The following is a 22,104-nucleotide window of genomic DNA, read 5'->3' as shown; positions in this document are numbered from 1 at the left end:
ATAGTAGTAGGGGAAATTTATGTGGATTAAGAAGAATTACCGCTGGACCCTGTCTGATAATCAAGTGACTCCAGAATCCGTCTACCAAGAGCGTCGAGAAATACTCAAAAAGTTAGGGATTGCAGTTGTTGGTATGCCAATTGCGGCTAATACCCAAGCTGGAATTCTGGATTTTTTTTCTGCAAATGAAAAACCTGTTTTAGATAATAGAACGAATCTTTTCGCCGCGAAGCCAGCACAATATCAAGCTGATCTAGCGCTTACGCCGGAAAGTAAGGTTATGACATACAATAACTTTTATGAATTTGGTACCGGTAAATCTGATCCTGCTAAAAACTCATCCCGATTTATTGCAGACCCTTGGAAAGTTGAAATTGATGGCTTAGTCAATAATCCATTGACACTCGATTATGAGGATATCTTTAAGAAATTTGCACTAGAAGAGCGAATTTACCGCTTACGTTGCGTTGAAGCATGGTCAATGAATATTCCATGGATTGGATTTCCTCTCGCTGACATCATTAAGATGGTGGATCCTAAAAGCAGCGCTAAATATGTCGCATTTGAAACGCTCTACGATCCAAAACAGTTCCCTGCCCAAGGCGCATTCAGCAATATTGAGTATCCGTATGTTGAAGGGTTGCGCTTAGATGAAGCCATCAACCCACTGACCTTAATTTCTGTTGGTTTATATGGCAAAACACTTGCACCACAAAATGGAGCACCTTTGCGGCTTGTTGTACCATGGAAATATGGTTTCAAAAGTATCAAGTCTATTGTTCGTATCCGCTTCGTCGATCGTGAACCACCCACGACATGGAATCGTTTAGCTCCGAATGAATATGGTTTTTATGCCAATGTAAATCCGAAGGTTGATCACCCTAGATGGAGCCAAGCCAGTGAACGTTTTATTGGTGAAGGGAATGTATTGAGTAGCCGTAGGCAACCGACGTTATTGTTTAATGGTTATGAGCAAGAAGTAGCACATTTATACAACAATATGGATTTGAGGAAGTTTTATTAATGATGCTAACACCTAAGCGGATTATTGCACTGAAAGTTGTGATTCATACCATCTCATTAGGTTGTTTGCTCTGGCTTGTGATGGCTGTTAATGCTGGTAGTTTAGGTGGTGATCCTACACCAGCGATCATTCACTACACCGGAATGAGTGCTCTAAATACTCTGTTTATCACCCTATTGATTACTCCCTTAGCCAGATGGAGTAAGCAAGGCTTGCTATTTAGAGTGCGTCGATTGCTTGGATTATACAGTTTTTTCTGGGCTATCTTACACTTGATGGCTTTTGCCGTACTCGACTTGGGGCTAGATTGGCGCTTATTGGCTGTTGAAGTGATTAAACGTCCTTACTTAACGATTGGGATGGTGGTATGGGTCATCTTACTATTGTTGGCGGTGACTTCTATACGAGTGATACAGCGTAGTATGGGGACTCAATGGCAAAAGCTACATAATGGGATTTATCTGGCTGTCATACTGGCCCCTATCCATTATTATTGGTCGGTCAAGTCAGAGGTCGCAGAGGCGATCATTTACATTTTGATTGCGATTAGCTTATTGGTAGTTCGTTGGCGAACCTTTAAATCTTGGATGATTAAACCGTGAGCAAAGGCAAAAAAGAACATACCCAATACGGATTCGAATTAGGTATGTTTTTCAGTACCAGATGATTTAATTATCTCATGGTCACAAACTCTTCGGAGCCCGTCGGGTGGATCGCGACCACAGCATCGAAATCGGCTTTGGTGGCGCCCATTTTGATGGCGACTGCAAAACCTTGGATCATCTCATCCACCGCAAAACCGATGCCGTGTAGACCGACCACGGTTTGCTCTGGTCCGACACACACTAGCTTCATTTTGCATGGCTGACGGTGAGCGGTGACCGCGGTGTACATTGCGGTAAAGCTCGATTGATACACTTTGACGTTTTGAGCGCCGTATTGGGCAATCGCTTGTGGCTCAGTTAAACCAATCGTGCCAATCGGCGGGTGGCTAAACACCACGGTGGGTACCAGCTGGTAATCCATCTTGGCATTTGGTTGGTTGTTGAACAGTCGCTCAGACAGTTGACGTCCAGCTTTTACTGCCACTGGCGTGAGTTCAATACCACCATCCATAATATCTCCGACGCAGTAAATGCCGGCCACATTGGTATTTTGCCACGCATCGACTTTGATATAGCCTTGCTCATTGGTTGCCACACCGGTAGCCGCCAAATTGATTGCATCGGTAGCGGGATGGCGACCAATTGCCCAAATCAGCGTATCGACGTTATAGGTCTGGCCATTTTCCAGATGCAGAGTCAGGCTGCCATCGGCTTCTTTTACTACTTGTTTTGGCACGCTATGGGTATGCAGTTGTGGCCCTTCCGCGTTCATAACCTCGACCAAAGTATCGATGATCAATGGATCGAAGCTGCGCAGTGGCGACTGTTTACGGCAGAACAGGTGGGTTTCAGTGCCGAGCGCGTTGAGCACGCCAGCAATTTCGACCGCGATATAGCCAGCACCAATCACGGCTACGCGTTTCGGCTGCTCGGTCAGCTCGAAAAAGCCGTTAGAGTCAATGCCGTATTCTGCGCCTGGAATATTGGGAATTGTCGGACGACCACCTACGGCGATCAAAATATGATCGGCGGTATAGTGCTCGCCATTCACTTCCACGGTTTTGCTATCGATAAAACGAGCAAAGCCTTTGATCACTTGGACTTTATTGTTGCCCAGTACCCGATCGTAAGATTGATGAATACGACCAATGTAAGCTTGGCGGCTTGCGATCAGTGTCGCCCAGTTGAAGTTTTTCACCTCGACATCGAAGCCGTAGTCTTTGGCGTATAGATGCATCGCTTCGGCGATTTGCGCCCCATGCCACATCACCTTTTTCGGTACGCAGCCGACGTTGACACAAGTGCCGCCTAAATCTTGCGCTTCAATCAGCGCAACTTTCGCTCCGTACATCGCTGCGCGGTTAGCAGAAGCGATCCCGCCGCTGCCGCCGCCAATGCACAGGTAGTCAAAATGTGTTGCCATTACTTTCTCCAATTATCTTGCGTGAAGTGGGCAAAATAGCCACTTCACTCTCTTTTGTTGTCTTTTTTATATCGGGGCGGCACGGGCATAATTCACTAGCCTTGCGCAAAATAGCGGCTTATTCCGGTACGATCCATTGTAATTTGTAATGGCCAGTGGCTGGGGCAATCGCCTGCTGGAGAAACGGCAAAATGGTTTGCATCTGGCTTTCCAGCGTCCATGGCGGATTAATCACAATCATGCCTGAGGCGGTCATACCGCGCTCATTGGTATCCGGAGATACGCCAAGCTCAATTTGTAAAATTTTACGGATGCCTAAGTCTTGTAAGCCTTGTAGCATGTCATCAATATCGCAGCGATTGACCACCGGATACCAAATTGCGTAAATGCCAGTAGCCCAACGTTGGTGGCTGTGTGCGATCGCTCGTACCACATCGCGATACTCTTTTGCCAGCTCATACGGCGGATCAATCAGCACTAAACCGCGCCGTTCACGCGGTGGCAAACTGGCTTTGAGGCGGGTAAAGCCATCTTCTTTATAGATTGAAACTTGGCGATCGCGGTGGAATTCTTGTTCGAGCAGTGGGTAATCGCTCGGATGCAGCTCGGTCAGCACCATGCGATCTTGTTCACGCAGATGAGCGCGTGCAACGCGTGGTGAACCTGGGTAGTAACGCAGCGTGTCACCTTGATTGAGTTGACGAATGGCATCGAAGTAGCTCTCGAGCTGCTCTGGAATCGTCTCTTGTTGCCACACACGGGCAATCCCTTGTTTGTATTCGCCGGTTTTTTCCGACCACTCATGGGTCAGATCGTAACGCCCCACACCAGAGTGAGTATCGTGGTAGACGAACGGTTTCTCTTTTTGCTGCAGAGAAGTCAGGATCAGGCTTTGCACAATATGCTTAAGCACATCGGCATGGTTGCCCGCATGAAAACTGTGTCGGTAACTTAACAAAATAGGCTCTCAAATCCGCTTGAGCGGTAGTGTAGTGGCGGTGTAGGCAATGACCGCCAGCAATAGACATCACATATTGGCTCGATTATATACCGATTTATCACCGAGCGCGCAGCGGTGCGGTGCGCTTTTTTATGTCGCCAAGGCGGGCTGAATCGTAGAGTGGCTGGCACGTGAACCACGTTGGTGGATTGAATCGCGCTCAACAATGCAGCTCACCTATTGAAAAAACAGGCTGCCACCTATATTTATGAAATTAACCTCGGGTCGAATTGCGGCCTGCCTTGATGCTGAACAGGAATCCATTTATGTCAAATCCACTTGTTACCTTTACGGATCTGCCGCCGTTTGCGGCGCTAAAACCGGAGCACGTAAAGCCAGCGGTTGAGCAGGCCATCGCGGATTGTCGCCGCACCATCGATCAGGTGGTGGCGGATCACCCGCAGCCGAGCTGGGAAACGGTGATCGCACCGATTGAAGCGATCGATGATCGTTTGAGCCGTATTTGGTCGCCGGTCAGTCATCTTAATTCGGTACTGAACAGCGATGCATTGCGCGAAGCGTATGAAAGCTGCTTGCCGTTGTTGTCTGAATATGGCACTTGGGTTGGACAGCACAAAAAGCTATTCGAAGCCTATAAAACCATTAAACAGAGTGCGGAGTTTGCGACGCTGAGTCGCGCTCAGCAAAAAACCATTAGTGATAGTTTGCGTGATTTTGAGTTGTCCGGGATTGGTCTGCCGGCACAACAGCAAAAACGTTATGGCGAAATCAGCAAACGCATGTCGGAACTGAGTTCTAAATTCTCCAATAACGTGCTGGATGCGACTATGGGCTGGAGCAAGCAGATCACTGAGGTCAATCAGCTGGCGGGAATGCCAGAATCGGCACTGGCGGCGGCGCAAGCGGCGGCCGAGGCCAAAGGTTTAGAGGGCTATCTGCTGACGTTAGACATTCCCTCTTACCTGCCGGTGATGACCTACTGTGATAATCAAGCGCTGCGGCAAGAAGTGTATCAAGCGTATGTGACTCGCGCTTCGGATCGCGGCCCGAATGCCGGTCAATGGGACAACAGTGAAATCATCGCCGAGCAACTAAAGCTGCGCCATGAAATTGCGCAAATGCTTGGTTTTAGCACTTACAGTGAAAAATCACTGGCGACCAAAATGGCGCAAACCACCGATCAAGTGCTCGGTTTCTTAAACGATTTAGCCAGCAAAGCCAAACCGCAAGGTGAGCGCGAAGTGGAAGAGCTACGTCAGTTTGCGCAAAGTGAGTTTGGTGTTAACCAGCTTGAGCTGTGGGATATTGCCTACTATAGCGAAAAGCAAAAGCAGCACCTGTTTGACATCTCTGATGAAGAGCTGCGCCCTTATTTCCCTGAACAAAAAGTGGTGAATGGCCTGTTTGAAGTGCTCAACCGCTTGTTTGGTATGCAAGTTAAAGAGCGGCAAGGGGTTGAGGTATGGCACGAGTCGGTGCGCTTTTTTGATATTTTTGATCAGCAAGGCACCCTGCGCGGTAGCTTTTATCTCGACCTGTATGCGCGTGAGCACAAGCGCGGTGGCGCGTGGATGGATGAGTGTCGGGTGCGTCGTCGCACCGCCAGCGGTGAGCTGCAAACGCCAGTGGCTTATTTAACCTGCAACTTTAACCGCCCAGTCGGCGATAAGCCGGCGCTGTTTACTCACGATGAAGTCACTACCTTGTTCCACGAATTTGGTCACGGCATTCACCATATGCTGACCCAAGTGGAGATCGGTGCGGTGTCCGGTATCAATGGCGTGCCGTGGGATGCCGTCGAGTTGCCAAGCCAATTTTTGGAAAACTGGTGTTGGCAAGAAGAGGCGCTGGCCTTTATTTCCGGCCATTACCAAACGGGTGAGCCGCTACCTAAAGCGATGTTGGATAAAATGCTGGCTGCGAAAAACTTCCAATCGGCGATGTTTATTTTGCGTCAGCTGGAGTTTGGATTGTTTGATTTTACGCTGCACACCACCTACGACCCAGAAGTGGGGCCACAAGTGTTAGAAACCTTGGCGCAAGTGAAAAGTAAAGTCGCAGTACTGCCGAGCTTAGAGTGGAATCGCTTCTCGCACAGTTTTAGCCATATTTTTGCTGGTGGCTACAGCGCGGGTTACTACAGCTACTTATGGGCAGAAGTGCTTTCCGCCGACGCTTTTTCGCGTTTTGAACAAGAAGGCATTTTCAACCCTGAGGCTGGCCACAGCTTCCTGACCCACATTCTCGAAATGGGCGGTAGTGAAGAGCCGATGGAGCTATTTAAGCGCTTCCGTGGCCGCGAGCCGCAAATTGATGCCTTGCTGCGTCATGCCGGTATTGCCGCTTAAACCCTTGCCAATCAGCCCACTTCAGGGTGGGCTGAACACTTTCTTGCTTCTTATTTACCGCTCCAAGTCGTTTGGGGATATTCCACAATTAGGGTTATAATCGTCGCCATTATGTATAAATAACCAGTGGCGAAGTCATGATCGATCCCTCTCTGTTACTCGATGGTCTCAACGATAAACAACGCGAAGCGGTGGCTGCGCCACTGGAAAATTTGCTGATCTTAGCGGGTGCTGGCAGTGGTAAAACTCGGGTATTAGTTCATCGCATCGCATGGTTGATGACGATGGAGCAAGCATCACCATTTTCGGTTATGGCGGTGACGTTCACCAATAAAGCCGCGGCCGAAATGCGGGGTCGGATTGAAGAGCTGATGCATGGCACCGCTTCTGGCATGTGGTGTGGGACTTTCCATGGCATTTGTCACCGCATTTTGCGCGCCCATTATCTCGATGCCAAGTTGGTGGAAGATTTCCAAATTATCGACAGTGACGATCAGCAGCGTTTGCTCAAACGGCTGATCAAAGCGCACAATCTGGATGATAAACAGTGGCCGGCCCGCCAAGTCGCGTGGTGGATCAACAATCAAAAAGATGAAGGATTGCGTCCGGCGCACATCAATGCGTTTGATCCGGTCACACAAACCTACCTTAAGCTGTATACCGCTTACCAAGATGCGTGCGATCGCGCCGGTTTGGTCGATTTTGCGGAAATTTTACTGCGCAGCCTAGAGCTGCTGCGAGGTAATCAAGATATTCGTCAGCACTATCAAACACGTTTTAAACACATTTTGGTCGACGAGTTTCAAGATACCAACGCCATTCAGTACGCTTGGCTGCGCATGATGGCTGGTGCCGAGTCCCATGTGCTGATCGTCGGTGATGATGACCAATCGATTTACGGTTGGCGTGGCGCGCGCGTGGAAAATATTGAGAAATTTACCCGCGAATTCCCGAGCGTGAATACCATTCGTCTGGAGCAAAACTACCGTTCGACCAAAACCATTTTGCAGGCATCCAACGCGTTGATCGCTAACAACAGTGAGCGGATGGGTAAACAGCTGTGGACCGATGGCGTAGTCGGAGAGCCGATTTCGGTGTACTCGGCGTATAACGAACTGGATGAAGCGCGCTTTGCGGTGAGCAAAATCAAAGCCTGGCACGAGCAAGGTGGCAGCCTGACCGATTGCGCGATTTTGTATCGTAACAATGCCCAGTCGCGGGTGTTGGAAGAAGCGCTGCTGCAAGCTCGCCTGGCTTATCGGATCTACGGCGGAATGCGCTTTTTCGAGCGACAAGAGATCAAAGATGCGCTGAGTTATCTGCGCTTAATCAATAACCGCAATGACGATACCGCGTTTGAACGGGTGATCAACACTCCTCCGCGTGGCTTAGGTGACAAAACGCTGGAAACCGTGCGCTTTGCTGCGCGCGATCGCGGTTGCACCTTATGGCAAGCCAGTATTAGCTTGCTCAGTGAGCAAGTGTTGACCGGTCGCGCGGCGGGTGCGCTGAGTCGCTTTGTCGAACTGATTAATGCTCTGGAAGATGAAGGGGTTGAGATGCCGCTGCATGTGCTGACCGACCATGCGGTGAAAACATCAGGCTTGTTTGATATGTATCAGCAAGAGAAAGGCGAAAAATCCAAAGCGCGGATTGAAAACTTGGAAGAGCTGGTCAGTGCAACGCGCCAATTTGATAAGCCAGAAGAAGCGCAAGAGATGAGTATGCTGACCGCATTTTTGACTCATGCGGCACTTGAAGCGGGCGAAGGGCAAGCTGATGAGCACAGCGATGCGGTGCAATTGATGACCTTACACAGCGCGAAAGGGTTGGAATTCCCACTGGTGCTGATGGTGGGAGTCGAAGAGGGCATGTTCCCCAGCCAGATGTCGGCAGAAGAGCCGGGGCGTCTCGAAGAAGAGCGCCGACTGTGCTATGTCGGTATGACCCGTGCGATGCAAAAACTCTACATTACTTACGCTGAGATGCGCCGTCTGTATGGGCAAGACAAGTACCACAAGCCATCGCGTTTTATTCGCGAATTGCCAGAGAGCTGCTTGGATGAAGTGCGTATGAAAGCGCAAGTCAGCCGCCCAACCAGTACCGGCCGCTTTAGCCAAACCGTGGTCAAAGAGAGCTTTAACGAAACCGGTTTTAGTTTAGGCTCGCGAGTGCGCCATCCTAAATTTGGCGAAGGTACTATCATCAATTTTGAAGGCAGTGGCCCACAAAGCCGAGTGCAAGTGGCGTTTAATGGTGAAGGTATTAAGTGGCTGGTAACCGCTTACGCAAGATTAGAAAAGGTATAAGCAGCTTGGCATGGTGGTATTAATTGCCTCTTTTTTGCAGCGGGGCAATCGGTTTGCGGTTGGGCTGCCCGCGATGTAAAACCACCAGAAAAGAAAGCCATCAGAAAATAACAGCTCAGAAAAGAAAACCGCAAAAAAGAAAACCCCGGGGGCAAGCCCACCGGGGTTAGAGTCTTACTCGCAGCATTCCAGCTACTAAAAAAGGTGCTCCCTGCATCAAATCCTTGATAGTAGGCTGTAATCCTTCAGCTCAATCCTTGCATCGCCTTCCTAGCGGTGTCCTGTGTCATCCATTACCACTCACTATCCTAGTGAGCACACATCACTTGTTCCCTGAGCGGTGTCCTTGACATCATCCTGATGTTCAATCCCTGCCTCGTCCAGAGGTGTCCATTTCCCATCCTGGTCGTTACCATCCTAGCAACGATTGCGTCCGTTCAATGTCCTGTTTCGCTTTCCCTGCCGACCATTCATCCTGAATGTCCGACTCTTCTTCCTGAAGATCACCAATCCTTGGTGGTTTCCTGTTCCGTGTCAGTATCCTGCCGACAAGGTTCATCTTACTCAGCGGTGCGGGTTGAACAAGCTGATGAAATCGATTACTTTAGTGTTTAAAGATTAATCTATGATTTATTTTGTTTAAAAACAAAAGGTTGAGGTTTGGTGGTTGGTGGTTCTGGCACAATAAATCGAATTTATCCTACCCGCTTGTAGGAGATCTCTTACAAGCTGGTGGGATAAAGTAGAATGTTCGTCACCCAGCAGATTGGATCATGGCTTGACTCGCCTGCCATAAAATGCCGCCACCAGCCATAATAAACACGACTGCGCATACCTGATCGATATGGCGAGTAATACGTTGCATGCGCTGTTGCATGGGCTCAGTGGTAAGTAGCCAGGCTAAGCAAGAGAACCAGATGAGAGATAAACCCATCAAGATCAGAGCTGCACTCACTTTGCCAGAAAATGACATGCTAGCGGGAATAAGGCTAGATAATAGACTGACAAAAAACACTAAGGCTTTTGGGTTGAGTAGGTTGGTTGTTATGCCTTTGATAAAAGCTTGGCGTTGATGGTTTAGTTGTACAATCACTGAACTTGGTGCAGGTTGTGCTGAATTTGTTTTCGCGCTGAAGGATTGTAAAGCACCGATACCAAGATAGAGTAAATAACTGCCACCTGCCAATTGCAGCAGACTAAACAGCCAAGGTTGCTGTTTAACTAAGTAACTGATGCCAGTCAGGCTTAAGATCAGATGAATAAGAATGCCACATGATAAGCCTAGAGCGATCATGACTCCGGTTTTGCGACCATGTTGAGTGGCGTTTTGTATCACTAAAGCCACATCGGGTCCTGGACTTAATAAGCCGATGCAATGTACGCCTGCTAATGTGAGTAAGATAGAAAATTCGCTCATAGTTTCTCCTTGGTTTTGACCCAAGTATCTACGCAGAGCATCGATCTAGCTTGTAAATTTTTAGCAGTGACGAATGAAAAGTGGGCGCTGAACTGCGGAAGGGGAAAGGCCGAAAGTTGATTTAAAGGCTTTGCTGAAATGCGCCTGATCGTAAAATCCGACTTGATAGGCAGCATCTGTGCCGGATGTACCACTTTGCAATAATTTCATCGACTGTTCTAGGCGCAAACGCTTTAGCCAAGCGTAAGGAGTCAGCCCTGTTTGTGCTTTGAAATGGCGTTGAAATTGAGTTGGAGAAAGATGGCATAGTTGTGCTAACTGCTCAAGTCTGAGCGGTTGATCAAGTTGGCTGAGAACCCACTCTTTGAGGATAGCCAAATTATGTTTGCCTAATGGTTTGACCGCAGGCTGTTTGAAATGGCTATAGCGGTGTAGTAGCGGTGCAAAACCTTGGTAGGGTAAGCAATCTTTAGCCAGTTGGCTGATATTATCTTGCTGCATTAGCTGGTGTAGCTGGCACAGTGAACGAAACAGTTGGGCATCCTCTACGATGAGTTGCTTAAAACCAATAATTTGCTCAAGATGCTGGGCTTGAAGAGTCTGTTGTAGCCACTCAGGCTCAATCGAAAACACTTGAACCTGATATCCAGCCTCATTGTGCGCTTGGCCATCATGCAGTTCATCTGGTGGCATCAGTACTAAGCCTCCTTGTCCCACTTGATGCCAAGCGCCTTGGTGATAAAAACGTTGTACTCCTTGAGTTATCATGCCGATATGGATATTTAGATGGTAGTGACGCTCAAACGCAAACTGGCGATAGTCAGCGTTAATCAGACTAATTGCAGAGTAAGCGGTTGGGCAATAATTCACTTTATCCATAGGGACCAAAAATGTGGCTAATTTTCTATTATTTTAGTCAGTAATATTATCCCTGACTTGTAAAAAATCCTCAGCGGTTACGCTGGTGGCGCGCTGCTCGTGCGGTTTTTAAGCCATCGAAGCTAAATATCAGCAACGCACTCCAAATAAAGGCAAACGTGAGCGCTTTATCGCTGGAAAATGCTTCACCGTAGATCAGCACCGCCAGCAAAAACATTAAACTTGGGCCGATATATTGGAAAAATCCCAGCGTTGAGAGCTTAAGGCGTGCCGCGGCACCGGTAAAACACAGCAGTGGTAAGGTGGTGACTACACCAGCGCACACCAGCAGAAGATTGAGCTGCCAAGGATTAAGCGCCATATTGCTGGTGGTGGTGTCAGCGATCCAGAACAGATAAATCGCGGCGGCAGGCAGCATAAATAGGGTTTCCAGAAACAGTCCGGTTTGCGCATCGATTTGGATTTTTTTGCGCAGCAAACCATAAACACCAAAGGTTGTGGCAAGGGCGATGGCGACAATTGGTACCGAGCCAAACACCACGAGCTGAATTGCTACGCCAATTGCGGCCAGCATCACTGCAAACCACTGCAATTTGCGTAGTCGCTCACCCAAAAACAGCATACCGAGCAGCACGTTGAGTAGTGGGTTAATGTAGTAGCCTAAACTGGCGTCGAGCAGGTGATTAGAGTTTATCGCCCAGATAAAAATCAGCCAGTTAACCCCAACCAAGAGTGCGGTGATCAACAGTAAGCCCAATTTTCGCGGCGTTTTCACCACACTTTGTACATTACCCCAACGGCGGCCAAGTTGGACCAAAATCGCCAAGAGGAAAAACGACCACAGCACTCGATGACTGAGAATTTCAAGGGCAGAAACTGCGCCAAGTGCTTTGAAATAGATTGGTGCTATGCCCCACATGGTGTAGGCACTAACGGCAAGTAGCATGCCTTTTCTGGCATCTTGTTGTTCGGGAGTCATGAGTCGCTTCTTTGGTTATGATGACCAGCTTGGCTGGTGAAGAAAGCAAAGTATAACCTGAGAATGCTAGCGCGTACGCATTTTGCGGTTTTATTCACCGAGTATCCCCTCTACAATAGCCGGCTGATTGACCACCTAAACGCGCCGTGCACACGATTATTATGACCGCCACCTTACTTGCTGAATCTTCGCCACTGTTAACTTCACCACAACGTGTCTTACACGAGGTGTTTGGCTACCAGCAATTTCGGGTTGGTCAGCAAGAGGTGATTGATGCGGCGTTACAAGGGCGTGATAGCTTAGTGATCATGCCCACCGGTGGCGGTAAGTCGCTGTGTTACCAGATCCCAGCGCTGGTGCGAGAAGGGGTAACGCTGGTGATTTCGCCCTTGATTTCGTTAATGAAAGATCAGGTTGACCAACTCAAAGCCAACGGTGTGGCGGCTGAATGTGTCAACTCAACGTTAACTCGCGAAGAGTTGCAGGCGATTTACCAGCGGATGCACGCTGGTCAGCTTAAGCTGCTGTACGTGTCACCTGAGCGGGTGCTGTCCTCAGAATTTATTGAACGGCTCAGTCATGTATCGTTAGCGATGATTGCGGTGGATGAAGCACACTGTATTTCGCAGTGGGGCCACGATTTTCGCCCAGAATACGCAGCGCTCGGTCAACTGAAGCAGCGTTTTCCACAGGTTGCGGTGATGGCGCTGACCGCGACCGCCGATGATGCGACTCGGCACGATATTATCCAGCGTCTGCAACTTAATCAGCCGCATCAATATCTGGGCAGTTTTGATCGGCCAAATATTCGCTATATGTTGGTGGAAAAGCATAAGCCGGTCGCACAAGTGATCCGCTATCTGGAAACGCAGCGTGGTCAGTGTGGGATCATCTATTGCGGCAGCCGCAAAAAAGTCGAAATGCTCACCGAAAAACTGTGCAACAACCACATCCGTGCTGCCTGCTATCATGCTGGCATGGAGGCCGATCAACGCGCTTGGGTGCAAGAAGCGTTTCAGCGTGATGATGTGCAAATTGTGGTCGCGACCGTGGCATTTGGTATGGGGATCAACAAACCCAACGTGCGTTTTGTGGTGCATTTTGATATTCCGCGCAATATCGAATCTTACTATCAGGAAACCGGCCGCGCTGGGCGCGATGGTTTACCGGCCGAAGCGATGATGTTGTACGACCCAGCCGATATGAGTTGGCTGCGGCGTATGCTGGATGAAAAGCCCGATGGAGCGCAAAAGCAGGTTGAAAGCCACAAATTGACCGCGATGGGCGCATTTGCCGAAGCGCAAACCTGTCGTCGCCAAGTATTGCTCAATTATTTTGGTGAGTACCGAGATCAGCCGTGCGCCAACTGCGATATCTGTCTTGATCCGCCGAAACATTTTGATGCCACTGAGCAGGCGCGTAAGGCGCTGTCGTGTGTGTATCGAATTAACCAAAATTTCGGGATTGGTTATGCGGTGGAAGTGTTGCGCGGTATGCAAAATATCCGTATCCGTGAACATGGCCACGATAAAATCACCACCTACGGGATTGGCCGTGATCACAGCCATGATTACTGGGTGAGCATTTTTCGTCAGTTGATCCACAAAGGTTTGCTCTATCAAAACATCACTCGCAATTCGACCTTGCAACTGACCGAAGAGGCGCGCCCTTTGCTGCGCGGCGAGATGAATTTACAACTGGCGGTGCCGCGCTTAGATACCGCGGTGCGCGCGGCAAAATCGGACAAACTGGCCAGCAAAAATTACGATAAAAAGCTGTTTGCTAAACTGCGAAAACTGCGTAAGGCGATCGCCGATGAGGATAATTTGCCGCCTTATGTGGTGTTTAGCGACGCCACCTTGATTGATATGGCTGAGATCATGCCGACCTCTTATGGTGAAATGTTGGCGGTGAATGGGGTTGGCCAGCGTAAGTTGGAAAAATACGCAGATCCGTTTTTGGATCTGATCGAACAACATTTGACTGGGTATAGTTGAGCCGAGCTTTAGCCGGTATCCGCCTCTTTAGTTGGCCGTATTCACTGCACCAGCTGAGTTCGCGGCTGGTGCAGGTCTTAGAATGATTGGCCGGATCAGCCAATTTACTTATCCCCTTCCTACTTGAAGCTGCAGCGGTGTTGGCTACGTTCCTTCACCCCAATCACGTAGCTTGTCTACTATGCTCATCGGGACTCACTTGCCGCCTACCTGCAACTCCAAATGGTTTGGGTATAGCTCAACGGCTAGTCTTCACCAATAAAGCCACCAGTTTGATGGGCCCATAATTGAGCATAAATGCCGTTGTGCGCCAGTAGTGCTTGATGGGTGCCCTGCTCAACAATCTTACCTTCATCCATCACAATCAGGCGATCCATCGCGGCAATGGTCGATAAGCGGTGCGCAATCGCAATAACAGTTTTACCGGCCATTAAGCTGTGTAAATTGTCTTGGATCGCCGCTTCCACTTCGGAATCAAGCGCTGAGGTGGCTTCATCCATGATCAGAATTGGCGCGTTTTTCAGCAGTACGCGAGCAATCGCAATTCGCTGCCGTTGACCGCCAGACAGTTTTACGCCGCGCTCACCCACTTGCACATCGTAGCCGCTGTGACCCTGCTCATCTTGCAGATCTAAAATAAACTCGTGCGCGTGAGCCTGATGAGCCGCCTCGTACAATGCGTGCTGATCCGCATCCGGATTGCCATACAAAATATTATCGCGGATCGAGCGGTGCAGCAGTGAGGTATCTTGAGTGATCATGCCGATGTGGTGGCGCAGTGATTGCTGGCAGACTTGGCTAATGTCTTGCCCATCAATTTGAATTTGGCCACTTTGCACATCATAAAAACGCAGCAGCAAATTCACTAAGGTTGATTTACCTGCCCCTGAGCGACCAACAATACCGACTTTTTCCCCCGCTTGGATCACTAAGTTGAGATCATCCAGCACAGTTTTGTGCTCACTATAACCAAAACGGACCTGAGAGAAACGCAGCTCACCGGATGTGACTTGCAGCGGTTTGGCCGATGGCGCATCGGCAATTTCGACCGGTTTTGCGATGGTGTGCATGCTGTCGATCACGGTACCGACACTTTCAAACAGCGCACGAATTTCCCACATGATCCACTTCGACATGCCTTGCATGCGCAGCGCAATGGTGATGCCAATCGCGATCACGCCCACGCTCACCGTTTCGGCAAGCCACAATTGGATAGATAGCGCGGCAATGCTAAACAGCAGCAGATAGTTGATCAGATCGACACTGTACAGCAGCGCAGTTAAGGTGCGCATTTGGCGATAGACGGTATGCAAAAATTGGCGCATTCCCGATTGTGCATAGTCAGTTTCACGCTGTGAATGGGAAAACAATTTAACGGTGGTGATGTTGGTATAGGTATCAACAATGCGCCCAGTCATTTGCGATTGTGCGTTGGCTTGATCGGTGGAAATGGTTTTTAGGCGCGGTACAAAATAGATCTGAATGACGATATAGCACAGTAGCCAAATCGCAATCGGCAGCACTAAGATTTTATCGGCTTCAGCAATCATTACCAGCATCGAAACCATATACACCGCGATATAGACCGACAGATCGACCAATTTCAGCACCGTTTCGCGCACGCTATTGGCATTTTGCATCACTTTGGTCGCCACCCGACCAGCAAAATCGCGCTGGAAGAAACCAATACTCTGTTTGAGTAAGTAGCGATGGGTCGACCAGCGGATCGCCATGGGGTAATTACCCAAAATGGTTTGATGCAGCAACATCGAGTGTACTAACGCCAAAACCGGCATCACCACTAGGATCAGTGCCGCCATCATCCACAGTCGTTCACCGTGCATTTCCCAAAAATTCGTCCGGCTTTGAGTGCTGAGAATATCGACAATTTCGCCCATGTAACGGACTAAGGTGACTTCCGCGAGTGCGACACAGCCACTGAGCAGTGACATCAGTAGCAGTGGTTTTTCAAAGCCTTGCGAATAATAACGGCAAAATGCCAGTAATGAATTCGGCGGCGTTGCCGGCTCGTGAGCCGGGAAAGGTTCGGTCAGTTTTTCAAACCATCGAAACATGAACAAGATGCCCCACTGAATAAAGTTAATAGAAGTCGCAATTTTTTGCTTTTTAATTAAGTCGATTATCACTAAAATTGCGTAAAATTAATACTAATAAAAATGATTCTCATATCATATGGTGGGTTTTATTATGCGTAATAGGCTCCCGAGTCAACTCGGACAACAGATTGGTCGTGCGCTGAATTGGCGCTGGTTCTCAGTGCTATGGCTGGCGGCTCCGGTGGCGATCGCCGCCAACGATGCGCCAAGCGAGAACCAAACCTTGGAAACGCTGGTGGTGACGGCTTCAGCACTGAAAGTGGAAACACCCGCTCAAGAAATGCCCACCGCGTTATCAATGGTCACAGAGCAAGATTTAGCGGCTCGCGTACCACAAAAATTAGATGAAGCGCTGCGTTATACTGCGGGCGTGACGGCTCAGCCTTATGGAGCCGATAATGATACTGATTGGCTTAAAGTGCGTGGTTTTGACGCGGCCACTTATCAAGATGGTAGCCGTCTATTTCGTGATGGTTACTACACTTGGTTGGTTGAGCCTTACGCGTTAGAGCGGATTGAAATACTCAAAGGTCCTGCCTCGATTTTGTATGGTGAGGCACCTCCGGGCGGGGTGGTTAACGCGGTACAGAAGAAGCCAACGGATGCTCCGCAAGGTGAAATGGGCGTGCAAATCGGCAACGATGCGCTGCGCAGCTTCAATCTGGATATTTCTGATTATGCCAATCAAGACGGTTCAATGCGCTACCGTTTAGTTGCGATGGTGAAAGAGAACGATGGTCAGTTAAATGGCACTTATGCTCGCCGTTACTACCTTGCGCCAAGTTTGAGTATGGATATTTCTGAGCAAACTCGGCTGACTCTGCTCGCGAGCTTGTTAGACGATAGCGGTGTGCCGACTAACCCATTTTTCCCTGCTTCTGGTACGCTGATCGACTCCAACTTTGGCAAAATCGATCCATCAACCAACTTAGGTCAGCCAGATTACGATCAGTATCAGCGCCGCCAAATATCGGTGGGTTACCTGCTTGAGCATGAGCTGAATCAGACTTGGGCGCTGGCGCAGAGTTTTAACTACGGCAATAATGATCTCTATTTACGCAGTAGTTATGCTTTTTCTAATGATGATCCGAATAAAGATACCTTGGTGCAAGGCTTGGTATTTCGTGATGGTTCAACCGCAAGCTTGAGCTTAGATAATAAAGCACTGGCCAAGTGGGATACCGCGCGCCTACAGCATACTCTGTTGCTCGGTTTAGAGTTGCAGCGCCATCAAACCAAAGGCGCTGAGGCTGATGACTATAGTTTTGGCACCATCAATCCATTTAATCCTGAGTATGGTAACTACACGCCGCTCAATGAAGCCAATGCGGCGGATCGCACCATCACTAAACAACAAGCTAGCCTCTACACTCAATATCAAATCAAATTTGATCAGCAGTGGATTGGGGTCGTCGGTGGGCGCATGGATTGGGTGGATACTGAAAACCACAACCAAACCTCCGGCCAGCATAAAAAACGCAATGATGCAGAGTTTTCCCTGAATGCTGGGTTGATGTATCTGGCCAGCAATGGGTTATCCCCTTATGTGAACTATGCCCAATCGTTTGATGTGTTGAGTACCATTGATAGTGCAACCAATGAGCTGTATAAGCCGCTCAAAGGTGAGCAAGTGGAAGTCGGTGTTAAGTACCAACCGCAGTGGTACGATGGTTATCTCAATCTCGCTTGGTTTGATATTACTCAGCAAAATGCACTGGTGACGAACCCTGAGAATTTCGTGACAACTCAGACTGGTGAAGTGACCTCGCAAGGGGTGGAAATTGAAACGGTCGGTTATTTAAGCAATAACTTGAAGCTGACCGCCAGTTACACCTTTACCAATGCCAAAACGGATGAAACCAATCTAAATGGTACACAGCAGGTTGGCTTGATCCCGAAACATCAAGCCTCGGCGTGGCTCGATTATGATGCTAGTCAGCTTGGCCTTTCTGGTTGGACGTTTGGCTCTGGAGTGCGTTATATCGGCGAGTCGAAAGATAACCCACGTTCGAGCTATCGCAGCGTACCGAGTGTCACCTTAGTCGATCTGATGATGGGCTATGAAATTACCGAAAACTGGAAAGCGCAGCTGAATATCAGTAATTTGTTTGATCGCGAGTTTGTCTCAGCTTGTGATTATTGGTGCTATTACGGCCAGTCACGCAGCGCGGTGCTCAGTGCCAACTATCGTTGGTAATCACGGCTTGCTGATACTCGCCACTATCCTTGGTCATCGGGCTAAGGATAGTGGTCAAGCGGCGACTGATAATGGCGTGAGCGGTTGAGATTGGCTTAGCGCCTAGTGCCTAGTGCAATTCCCGCTGAGAGCGGGATTTGTTGTTTTTGTTGATCAGTGATGATGAGGGGATCAATGTTTCAATTGGCGGATATTCAAATGGTGCGCGCTGGGCGTACTATTTTGGCCATCGATGAGTTGACCATTCCAACCAATCAACTAACCGTTGTGCTGGGTCACAACGGTTCAGGTAAATCGACCTTAGTCAGTTTATTGTCTGGTCAACAAGCGGCGGACAGTGGTCAAGTGACGCTCAACGGTCAATCGCTCACCGCTTTGTCGAGTAAAACCCTCGCCAAGGCAGTGGCGTTTTTGCCGCAAAAATTGCCCACCAGTGCCGGCTTAACCGTGCGCGAATTAGTGCGTTTAGGCCGTTTCCCGTGGCGTGGTACCTTAGGGCGCTGGCGTCAGCAAGATGAGCAGATCATCGATGCGGCGTTGCAAAAAACCGGCGTTAGTCAGTTTGCTGATAGTTTGGCTGATGACCTCTCTGGTGGTGAACGGCAACGTGCTTGGGTCGCGATGTTACTGGCGCAGCAATCGCCGGTGCTGATTTTAGATGAGCCGACCTCGGCGCTGGATGTGCATCACCAATATCAGTTAATGGCGCTGCTAGCCGAGCTGAATCAAACCCAAGGGGTTGGGGTGATTGTGATTTTGCATGATCTTAATCTGGCGCTGCGCTATGCCACCCATATTGTTGCGCTCAAGCAGGGCAAGGTGGCCTTTGCTGGGCGCAGCGAATTGCTGCTGGATGAGCAGCGTTTATCGGATTTATATCATTCACCAATCCGCTTGATCGATCATCCTCATCCGCTGGCTCACTCTGCAACAAATAAGGTCGCGATTGTATGTGCTTAATCTGTTTATCGAAACTCGGCCGCGCCTTGCTGGTGCTCAGTTTATTGGCTCTGCCAGTGCAGGCGCAAATCGTGATCACCGATAGCCAAGGTGAGCAGCGTTTCGCCAACGTTCCGCAGCGAGTGGTGGTGTTGAACTGGGATCTGCTTGAGCAGGTGTTGGAGCTGGGAGTGGAGCCCGTCGGCGCGCCTGAGTTGAGCTCTTATGCGCAGTGGGTGGTGCAGCCAGCGCTGCCTCATTCAGTGCAAGATATTGGCACTCGCAACGAACCGAATTTAGAGAAAATTGCTGCGCTGCAACCGGATGTGATTTTAGCCGCCGGCCCGCAACAAGATCTATTGCCGATGCTGGGGCGGATTGCTCCAGTGCTTTATCTGCCTAACTTTGCTGAGCAAGATAACGCCGCGCAAGTGGCGATTGCGCACTTTACTACTTTAGCCACGCTATTTGGTCAGCAGTCGTTGGCCGAACAAAAGTTGCAGGCTATGCAGGCCCGTTTTGCTGAGCTGAAAGCTTCCCTGCAACAAGCATTTGGCGAAAGCTTACCAGCGGTCGTGCCGATGCGTTTTGCTAACCCCACTTCGGTTTTTCTGTATACCGAAAACTCAACGCCGCACTATGTGGTTGAGCAGTTAGGTTTGTCGGTGGCTTTGCCTCAGCCAGCCAAAGAGTGGGGCATAGTGCAAAAACGCTTAAGTGATTTGCAGCATGTTGAGCACGGTTATGTGCTGTATTTTTTGCCCTTTGCCGAAGAGAAAAAAGTGCAACAGTCACTGCTATGGCGAGCGATGCCGTTTGTGCAAGCGGGACAGGTTAATTCGGTGCGCGCGGTGTGGAGCTATGGCGGGGCGATGTCGCTGCGCTATAGCGCAGAAGCGATCACCGAAAGTTTGTTGGCGGTAGCGCCACAGTGATGAGGGGATGGCATTTTTTCGGCTTGGCCGCGGTGACCTTGCTGGTGGCGATTTTGAGTGTACAAGTCGGGCACCATTTAACGCTGCTTGAGCAGTGGCAATTGGTGCTTGGCAAGCAAGCGGCGCACAATTTTGCTCAAGTGAATTTCGTGTACGGGCAATTGCCGCGTGCGGTGATGGCACTGGTGGTGGGTGCGGTGCTTGGCTTGGTCGGCAGTTTGATGCAACAACTGACGCAAAACCGGTTGACCTCGCCACTGACGCTGGGTACTTCATCCGGTGCTTGGCTTGGACTGATCATCGTTAATATCTGGTTTAGTGATTGGGTGGCCGATTACAGCGCGCTGGCGGCGATGGCTGGTGCCTTGCTGGCTTTTGCGCTGATTATTGCGATTGCTGGGTTGCGTAACCTGACCGGATTACCGCTGGTCGTGGCGGGGATGGTGGTTAATATCCTGCTCGGTTCAATCGCGACCGCTTTGGTACTGCTGCATGAAGAATTTGCCCAGAATGTGTTTATGTGGGGCGCGGGTGATTTAGCGCAAAACGGTTGGGAGTGGTTAAGCTGGCTTTTGCCTCGCTTGGCCTTGCTGGTGCCGTTACTGCTGTTTGCGCCACGGGTGTTAACCTTATTGCGTTTAGGGCATGAAGGGGCGGCGGCGCGTGGCTTAGCTGTACTGCCTGCGTTTTTGCTATTGATGGCTGGTGGTATTTGGTTGGTGGCGGCGTCAATCACCGCGGTTGGGGTGATCGGTTTTATCGGACTTTTGACCCCCAATATTGCCCGCGCCTTCGGCGCGCGTACCCCGAAAGTTGAGCTGTACAGCAGCGCGCTGCTGGGCGCGTTATTGCTGCTGGCGACCGATATTTTGGCGATGGCGCTTAGTGCGTGGAGCGAGCAAGTGGTACCAAGCGGGATCACGGCTGCGGTGATTGGCGCGCCAGCACTGATCTGGTTTAGTCGTCGCCCGCTCAAAGCGCAAGATACACTGTCGATTCGCTTAGCGACCCGCCGATCTACTCCAGCACGCTGGGCTGTGATTGGGATTGCGGCTGGGTTATTGCTTGGTTTGGCACTGCACATTGGATGGCAGATGCCAACTCATAGCTGGGCGCTGCCTAATGAGTTTCAATGGCCGCTACGCTGGCCACGATTACTGACCGCACTGTTTGCTGGGGTTGGTTTGGCGGTGGCTGGGACTGTGCTACAACGGTTGATTTATAACCCATTAGCCAGCCCAGATATTTTGGGCGTCTCTTCCGGAGCCACTTTTGCTTTGGTATTTGCGAGCCTATTTCTTGGGCAAAGTTTGCAAACTACCCACTGGGCAACGGCATTGATCGGCAGTGCGGCGGTGTTGGTCGTGTTGCTGCTGCTCGGGCGTCGCCATCACTATGCGCCTTCCAGTTTGATCCTCACCGGAATTGCCTTAACTGCGCTGCTTGAAGCGTTAGTGCAATTTACCTTGGCCAAAGGGAGTGGCGACAGCTATCAAATTTTACTGTGGTTATCGGGTTCTACTTATCGGGTGACTGGCGAGCAAGCGGTGCTGCTCAGCTTGGCGGTAGTGGGCTGTGGGCTGGTGGCACTCAGTTGGTCGCGTTGGCTCACGTTACTCTCGATTGGGCGTGATTTTGCCGCCACTCGCGGCTTAAGCCCACGTCGGGCGAGCTTATTGCTGCTGATGTTGGTTGCCACGTTGTGTGCGTTAGTCACCGCTACTATGGGACCAGTGAGCTTTGTCGGTTTGATTGCGCCGCACATGGCGCTGATGCTCGGCGCGCAGCGTGCGGATTCACAATTACTGCTCGCGGCATTGATCGGCGGCACACTGCTGTTATGGGCTGATTGGCTAGGCCAAGCGTTACTGTTTCCGGCACAAATCGCCGCCGGTACTCTAGTGGCCATCATTGGCGGCAGTTATTTCCTATTGCTGCTACTAAGCCAACGCGCCCGTTAATCGATAAGCGCTA

At 49.9% G+C, this 22,104-nt stretch carries 15 protein-coding genes; 9 read left to right on the top strand and 6 right to left on the bottom strand.

Features of this window, described 5'->3' with window-relative positions; translation table 11 throughout:
• The first annotated feature begins 19 nt into the window (after positions 1-19).
• Together msrP and msrQ are read left to right on the top strand one after the other, a co-directional pair.
• On the top strand, positions 20-1,024 hold the full coding sequence (gene msrP / locus PUN32_RS12885) for a protein-methionine-sulfoxide reductase catalytic subunit MsrP (protein ID WP_274723583.1): 1,005 nt from the start codon (positions 20-22) through the stop codon (positions 1,022-1,024).
• On the top strand, positions 1,024-1,626 hold the full coding sequence (gene msrQ, locus PUN32_RS12880; RefSeq protein ID WP_274723582.1) for a protein-methionine-sulfoxide reductase heme-binding subunit MsrQ: 603 nt from the start codon (positions 1,024-1,026) through the stop codon (positions 1,624-1,626). Before msrP ends, msrQ begins: the two co-directional genes overlap by 1 nt.
• A 70-nt stretch (positions 1,627-1,696) precedes the next feature.
• Here the strand turns inward: msrQ and gorA are convergent, their stop codons facing one another.
• Both gorA and PUN32_RS12870 read right to left on the bottom strand, forming a co-directional pair.
• Complete coding sequence (gene gorA / locus PUN32_RS12875; RefSeq protein ID WP_274723581.1) at positions 1,697-3,052, bottom strand: glutathione-disulfide reductase; 1,356 nt, start codon at positions 3,050-3,052, stop codon at positions 1,697-1,699.
• Between the two features lie 118 nt (positions 3,053-3,170).
• Complete coding sequence (locus tag PUN32_RS12870; RefSeq protein WP_274723580.1) at positions 3,171-4,010, bottom strand: 23S rRNA (adenine(2030)-N(6))-methyltransferase RlmJ; 840 nt, start codon at positions 4,008-4,010, stop codon at positions 3,171-3,173.
• A gap of 308 nt (positions 4,011-4,318) precedes the next feature.
• Here PUN32_RS12870 and prlC point away from each other — a divergent pair, with 308 nt between their 5' ends.
• Both prlC and uvrD read left to right on the top strand, forming a co-directional pair.
• The gene (gene prlC / locus PUN32_RS12865; RefSeq protein WP_274723579.1) at positions 4,319-6,361 is read left to right on the top strand and encodes an oligopeptidase A; all 2,043 of its coding nucleotides are present in this window, start codon (positions 4,319-4,321) and stop codon (positions 6,359-6,361) included.
• A gap of 137 nt (positions 6,362-6,498) precedes the next feature.
• On the top strand, positions 6,499-8,670 hold the full coding sequence (gene uvrD, locus PUN32_RS12860; RefSeq protein ID WP_274723578.1) for a DNA helicase II: 2,172 nt from the start codon (positions 6,499-6,501) through the stop codon (positions 8,668-8,670).
• A gap of 754 nt (positions 8,671-9,424) precedes the next feature.
• Here uvrD and PUN32_RS12855 read toward each other — a convergent pair.
• From PUN32_RS12855 to rarD, 3 genes are all read right to left on the bottom strand, one after another.
• Entirely contained in the window at positions 9,425-10,087 is a 663-nt protein-coding gene (locus PUN32_RS12855; RefSeq protein WP_274723577.1) for a LysE family translocator, read from the bottom strand.
• A gap of 60 nt (positions 10,088-10,147) precedes the next feature.
• Entirely contained in the window at positions 10,148-10,966 is an 819-nt protein-coding gene (locus PUN32_RS12850; protein WP_274723576.1) for an AraC family transcriptional regulator, read from the bottom strand.
• 70 nt (positions 10,967-11,036) lie between these two features.
• Positions 11,037-11,945: an EamA family transporter RarD gene (gene rarD, locus PUN32_RS12845; protein WP_166013933.1), complete on the bottom strand. Its 909-nt coding sequence runs from the start codon at positions 11,943-11,945 to the stop codon at positions 11,037-11,039.
• Positions 11,946-12,106: 161 nt separating this feature from the next.
• Between rarD and recQ the strand changes: the two genes are divergently transcribed.
• On the top strand, positions 12,107-13,942 hold the full coding sequence (gene recQ, locus PUN32_RS12840; protein ID WP_274723575.1) for an ATP-dependent DNA helicase RecQ: 1,836 nt from the start codon (positions 12,107-12,109) through the stop codon (positions 13,940-13,942).
• Positions 13,943-14,187: 245 nt separating this feature from the next.
• On the opposite strand, the gene PUN32_RS12835 is transcribed toward recQ, so the two are convergent.
• Positions 14,188-16,017: an ABC transporter ATP-binding protein gene (locus tag PUN32_RS12835; RefSeq protein ID WP_274723574.1), complete on the bottom strand. Its 1,830-nt coding sequence runs from the start codon at positions 16,015-16,017 to the stop codon at positions 14,188-14,190.
• Between the two features lie 133 nt (positions 16,018-16,150).
• Between PUN32_RS12835 and PUN32_RS12830 the strand changes: the two genes are divergently transcribed.
• From PUN32_RS12830 to fhuB, 4 genes are all read left to right on the top strand, one after another.
• On the top strand, positions 16,151-18,256 hold the full coding sequence (locus PUN32_RS12830) for a TonB-dependent siderophore receptor (RefSeq protein WP_274723573.1): 2,106 nt from the start codon (positions 16,151-16,153) through the stop codon (positions 18,254-18,256).
• Positions 18,257-18,430: 174 nt separating this feature from the next.
• Positions 18,431-19,216 carry an ABC transporter ATP-binding protein gene (locus tag PUN32_RS12825; protein WP_274723572.1) on the top strand — a complete coding sequence of 262 codons (786 nt, stop codon included), beginning with the start codon at positions 18,431-18,433 and terminating at the stop codon, positions 19,214-19,216.
• Positions 19,207-20,130: an iron-siderophore ABC transporter substrate-binding protein gene (locus PUN32_RS12820; RefSeq protein WP_274723571.1), complete on the top strand. Its 924-nt coding sequence runs from the start codon at positions 19,207-19,209 to the stop codon at positions 20,128-20,130. Before PUN32_RS12825 ends, PUN32_RS12820 begins: the two co-directional genes overlap by 10 nt.
• A complete protein-coding gene (fhuB, locus tag PUN32_RS12815; protein WP_274723570.1) occupies positions 20,130-22,091 on the top strand; it encodes a Fe(3+)-hydroxamate ABC transporter permease FhuB in 1,962 nt (653 codons plus the stop codon). The genes PUN32_RS12820 and fhuB overlap by 1 nt, the downstream gene beginning before the upstream one ends.
• Positions 22,092-22,104: the final 13 nt, after the last annotated feature.

Origin of the sequence: Vibrio chanodichtyis, from assembly GCF_028863985.1 — a bacterium.
Classification (GTDB): Bacteria; Pseudomonadota; Gammaproteobacteria; order Enterobacterales; family Vibrionaceae; genus Vibrio; species Vibrio chanodichtyis.
Note: the sequence above shows the minus strand (reverse complement) of the source record. Positions and strands in the feature narration are given on the sequence as shown.

Coding starts and splice junctions, on each gene's coding strand:
- msrP (WP_274723583.1), top strand. CDS start 20: ATGTGGATTAAGAAGAATTACCGCTGGACCCTGTCTGATAATCAAGTG.
- msrQ (WP_274723582.1), top strand. CDS start 1,024: ATGATGCTAACACCTAAGCGGATTATTGCACTGAAAGTTGTGATTCAT.
- gorA (WP_274723581.1), bottom strand. CDS start 3,052: ATGGCAACACATTTTGACTACCTGTGCATTGGCGGCGGCAGCGGCGGG.
- prlC (WP_274723579.1), top strand. CDS start 4,319: ATGTCAAATCCACTTGTTACCTTTACGGATCTGCCGCCGTTTGCGGCG.
- uvrD (WP_274723578.1), top strand. CDS start 6,499: ATGATCGATCCCTCTCTGTTACTCGATGGTCTCAACGATAAACAACGC.
- PUN32_RS12855 (WP_274723577.1), bottom strand. CDS start 10,087: ATGAGCGAATTTTCTATCTTACTCACATTAGCAGGCGTACATTGCATC.
- PUN32_RS12850 (WP_274723576.1), bottom strand. CDS start 10,966: ATGGATAAAGTGAATTATTGCCCAACCGCTTACTCTGCAATTAGTCTG.
- rarD (WP_166013933.1), bottom strand. CDS start 11,945: ATGACTCCCGAACAACAAGATGCCAGAAAAGGCATGCTACTTGCCGTT.
- recQ (WP_274723575.1), top strand. CDS start 12,107: ATGACCGCCACCTTACTTGCTGAATCTTCGCCACTGTTAACTTCACCA.
- PUN32_RS12835 (WP_274723574.1), bottom strand. CDS start 16,017: ATGTTTCGATGGTTTGAAAAACTGACCGAACCTTTCCCGGCTCACGAG.
- PUN32_RS12830 (WP_274723573.1), top strand. CDS start 16,151: ATGCGTAATAGGCTCCCGAGTCAACTCGGACAACAGATTGGTCGTGCG.
- PUN32_RS12825 (WP_274723572.1), top strand. CDS start 18,431: ATGTTTCAATTGGCGGATATTCAAATGGTGCGCGCTGGGCGTACTATT.
- PUN32_RS12820 (WP_274723571.1), top strand. CDS start 19,207: ATGTGCTTAATCTGTTTATCGAAACTCGGCCGCGCCTTGCTGGTGCTC.
- fhuB (WP_274723570.1), top strand. CDS start 20,130: ATGAGGGGATGGCATTTTTTCGGCTTGGCCGCGGTGACCTTGCTGGTG.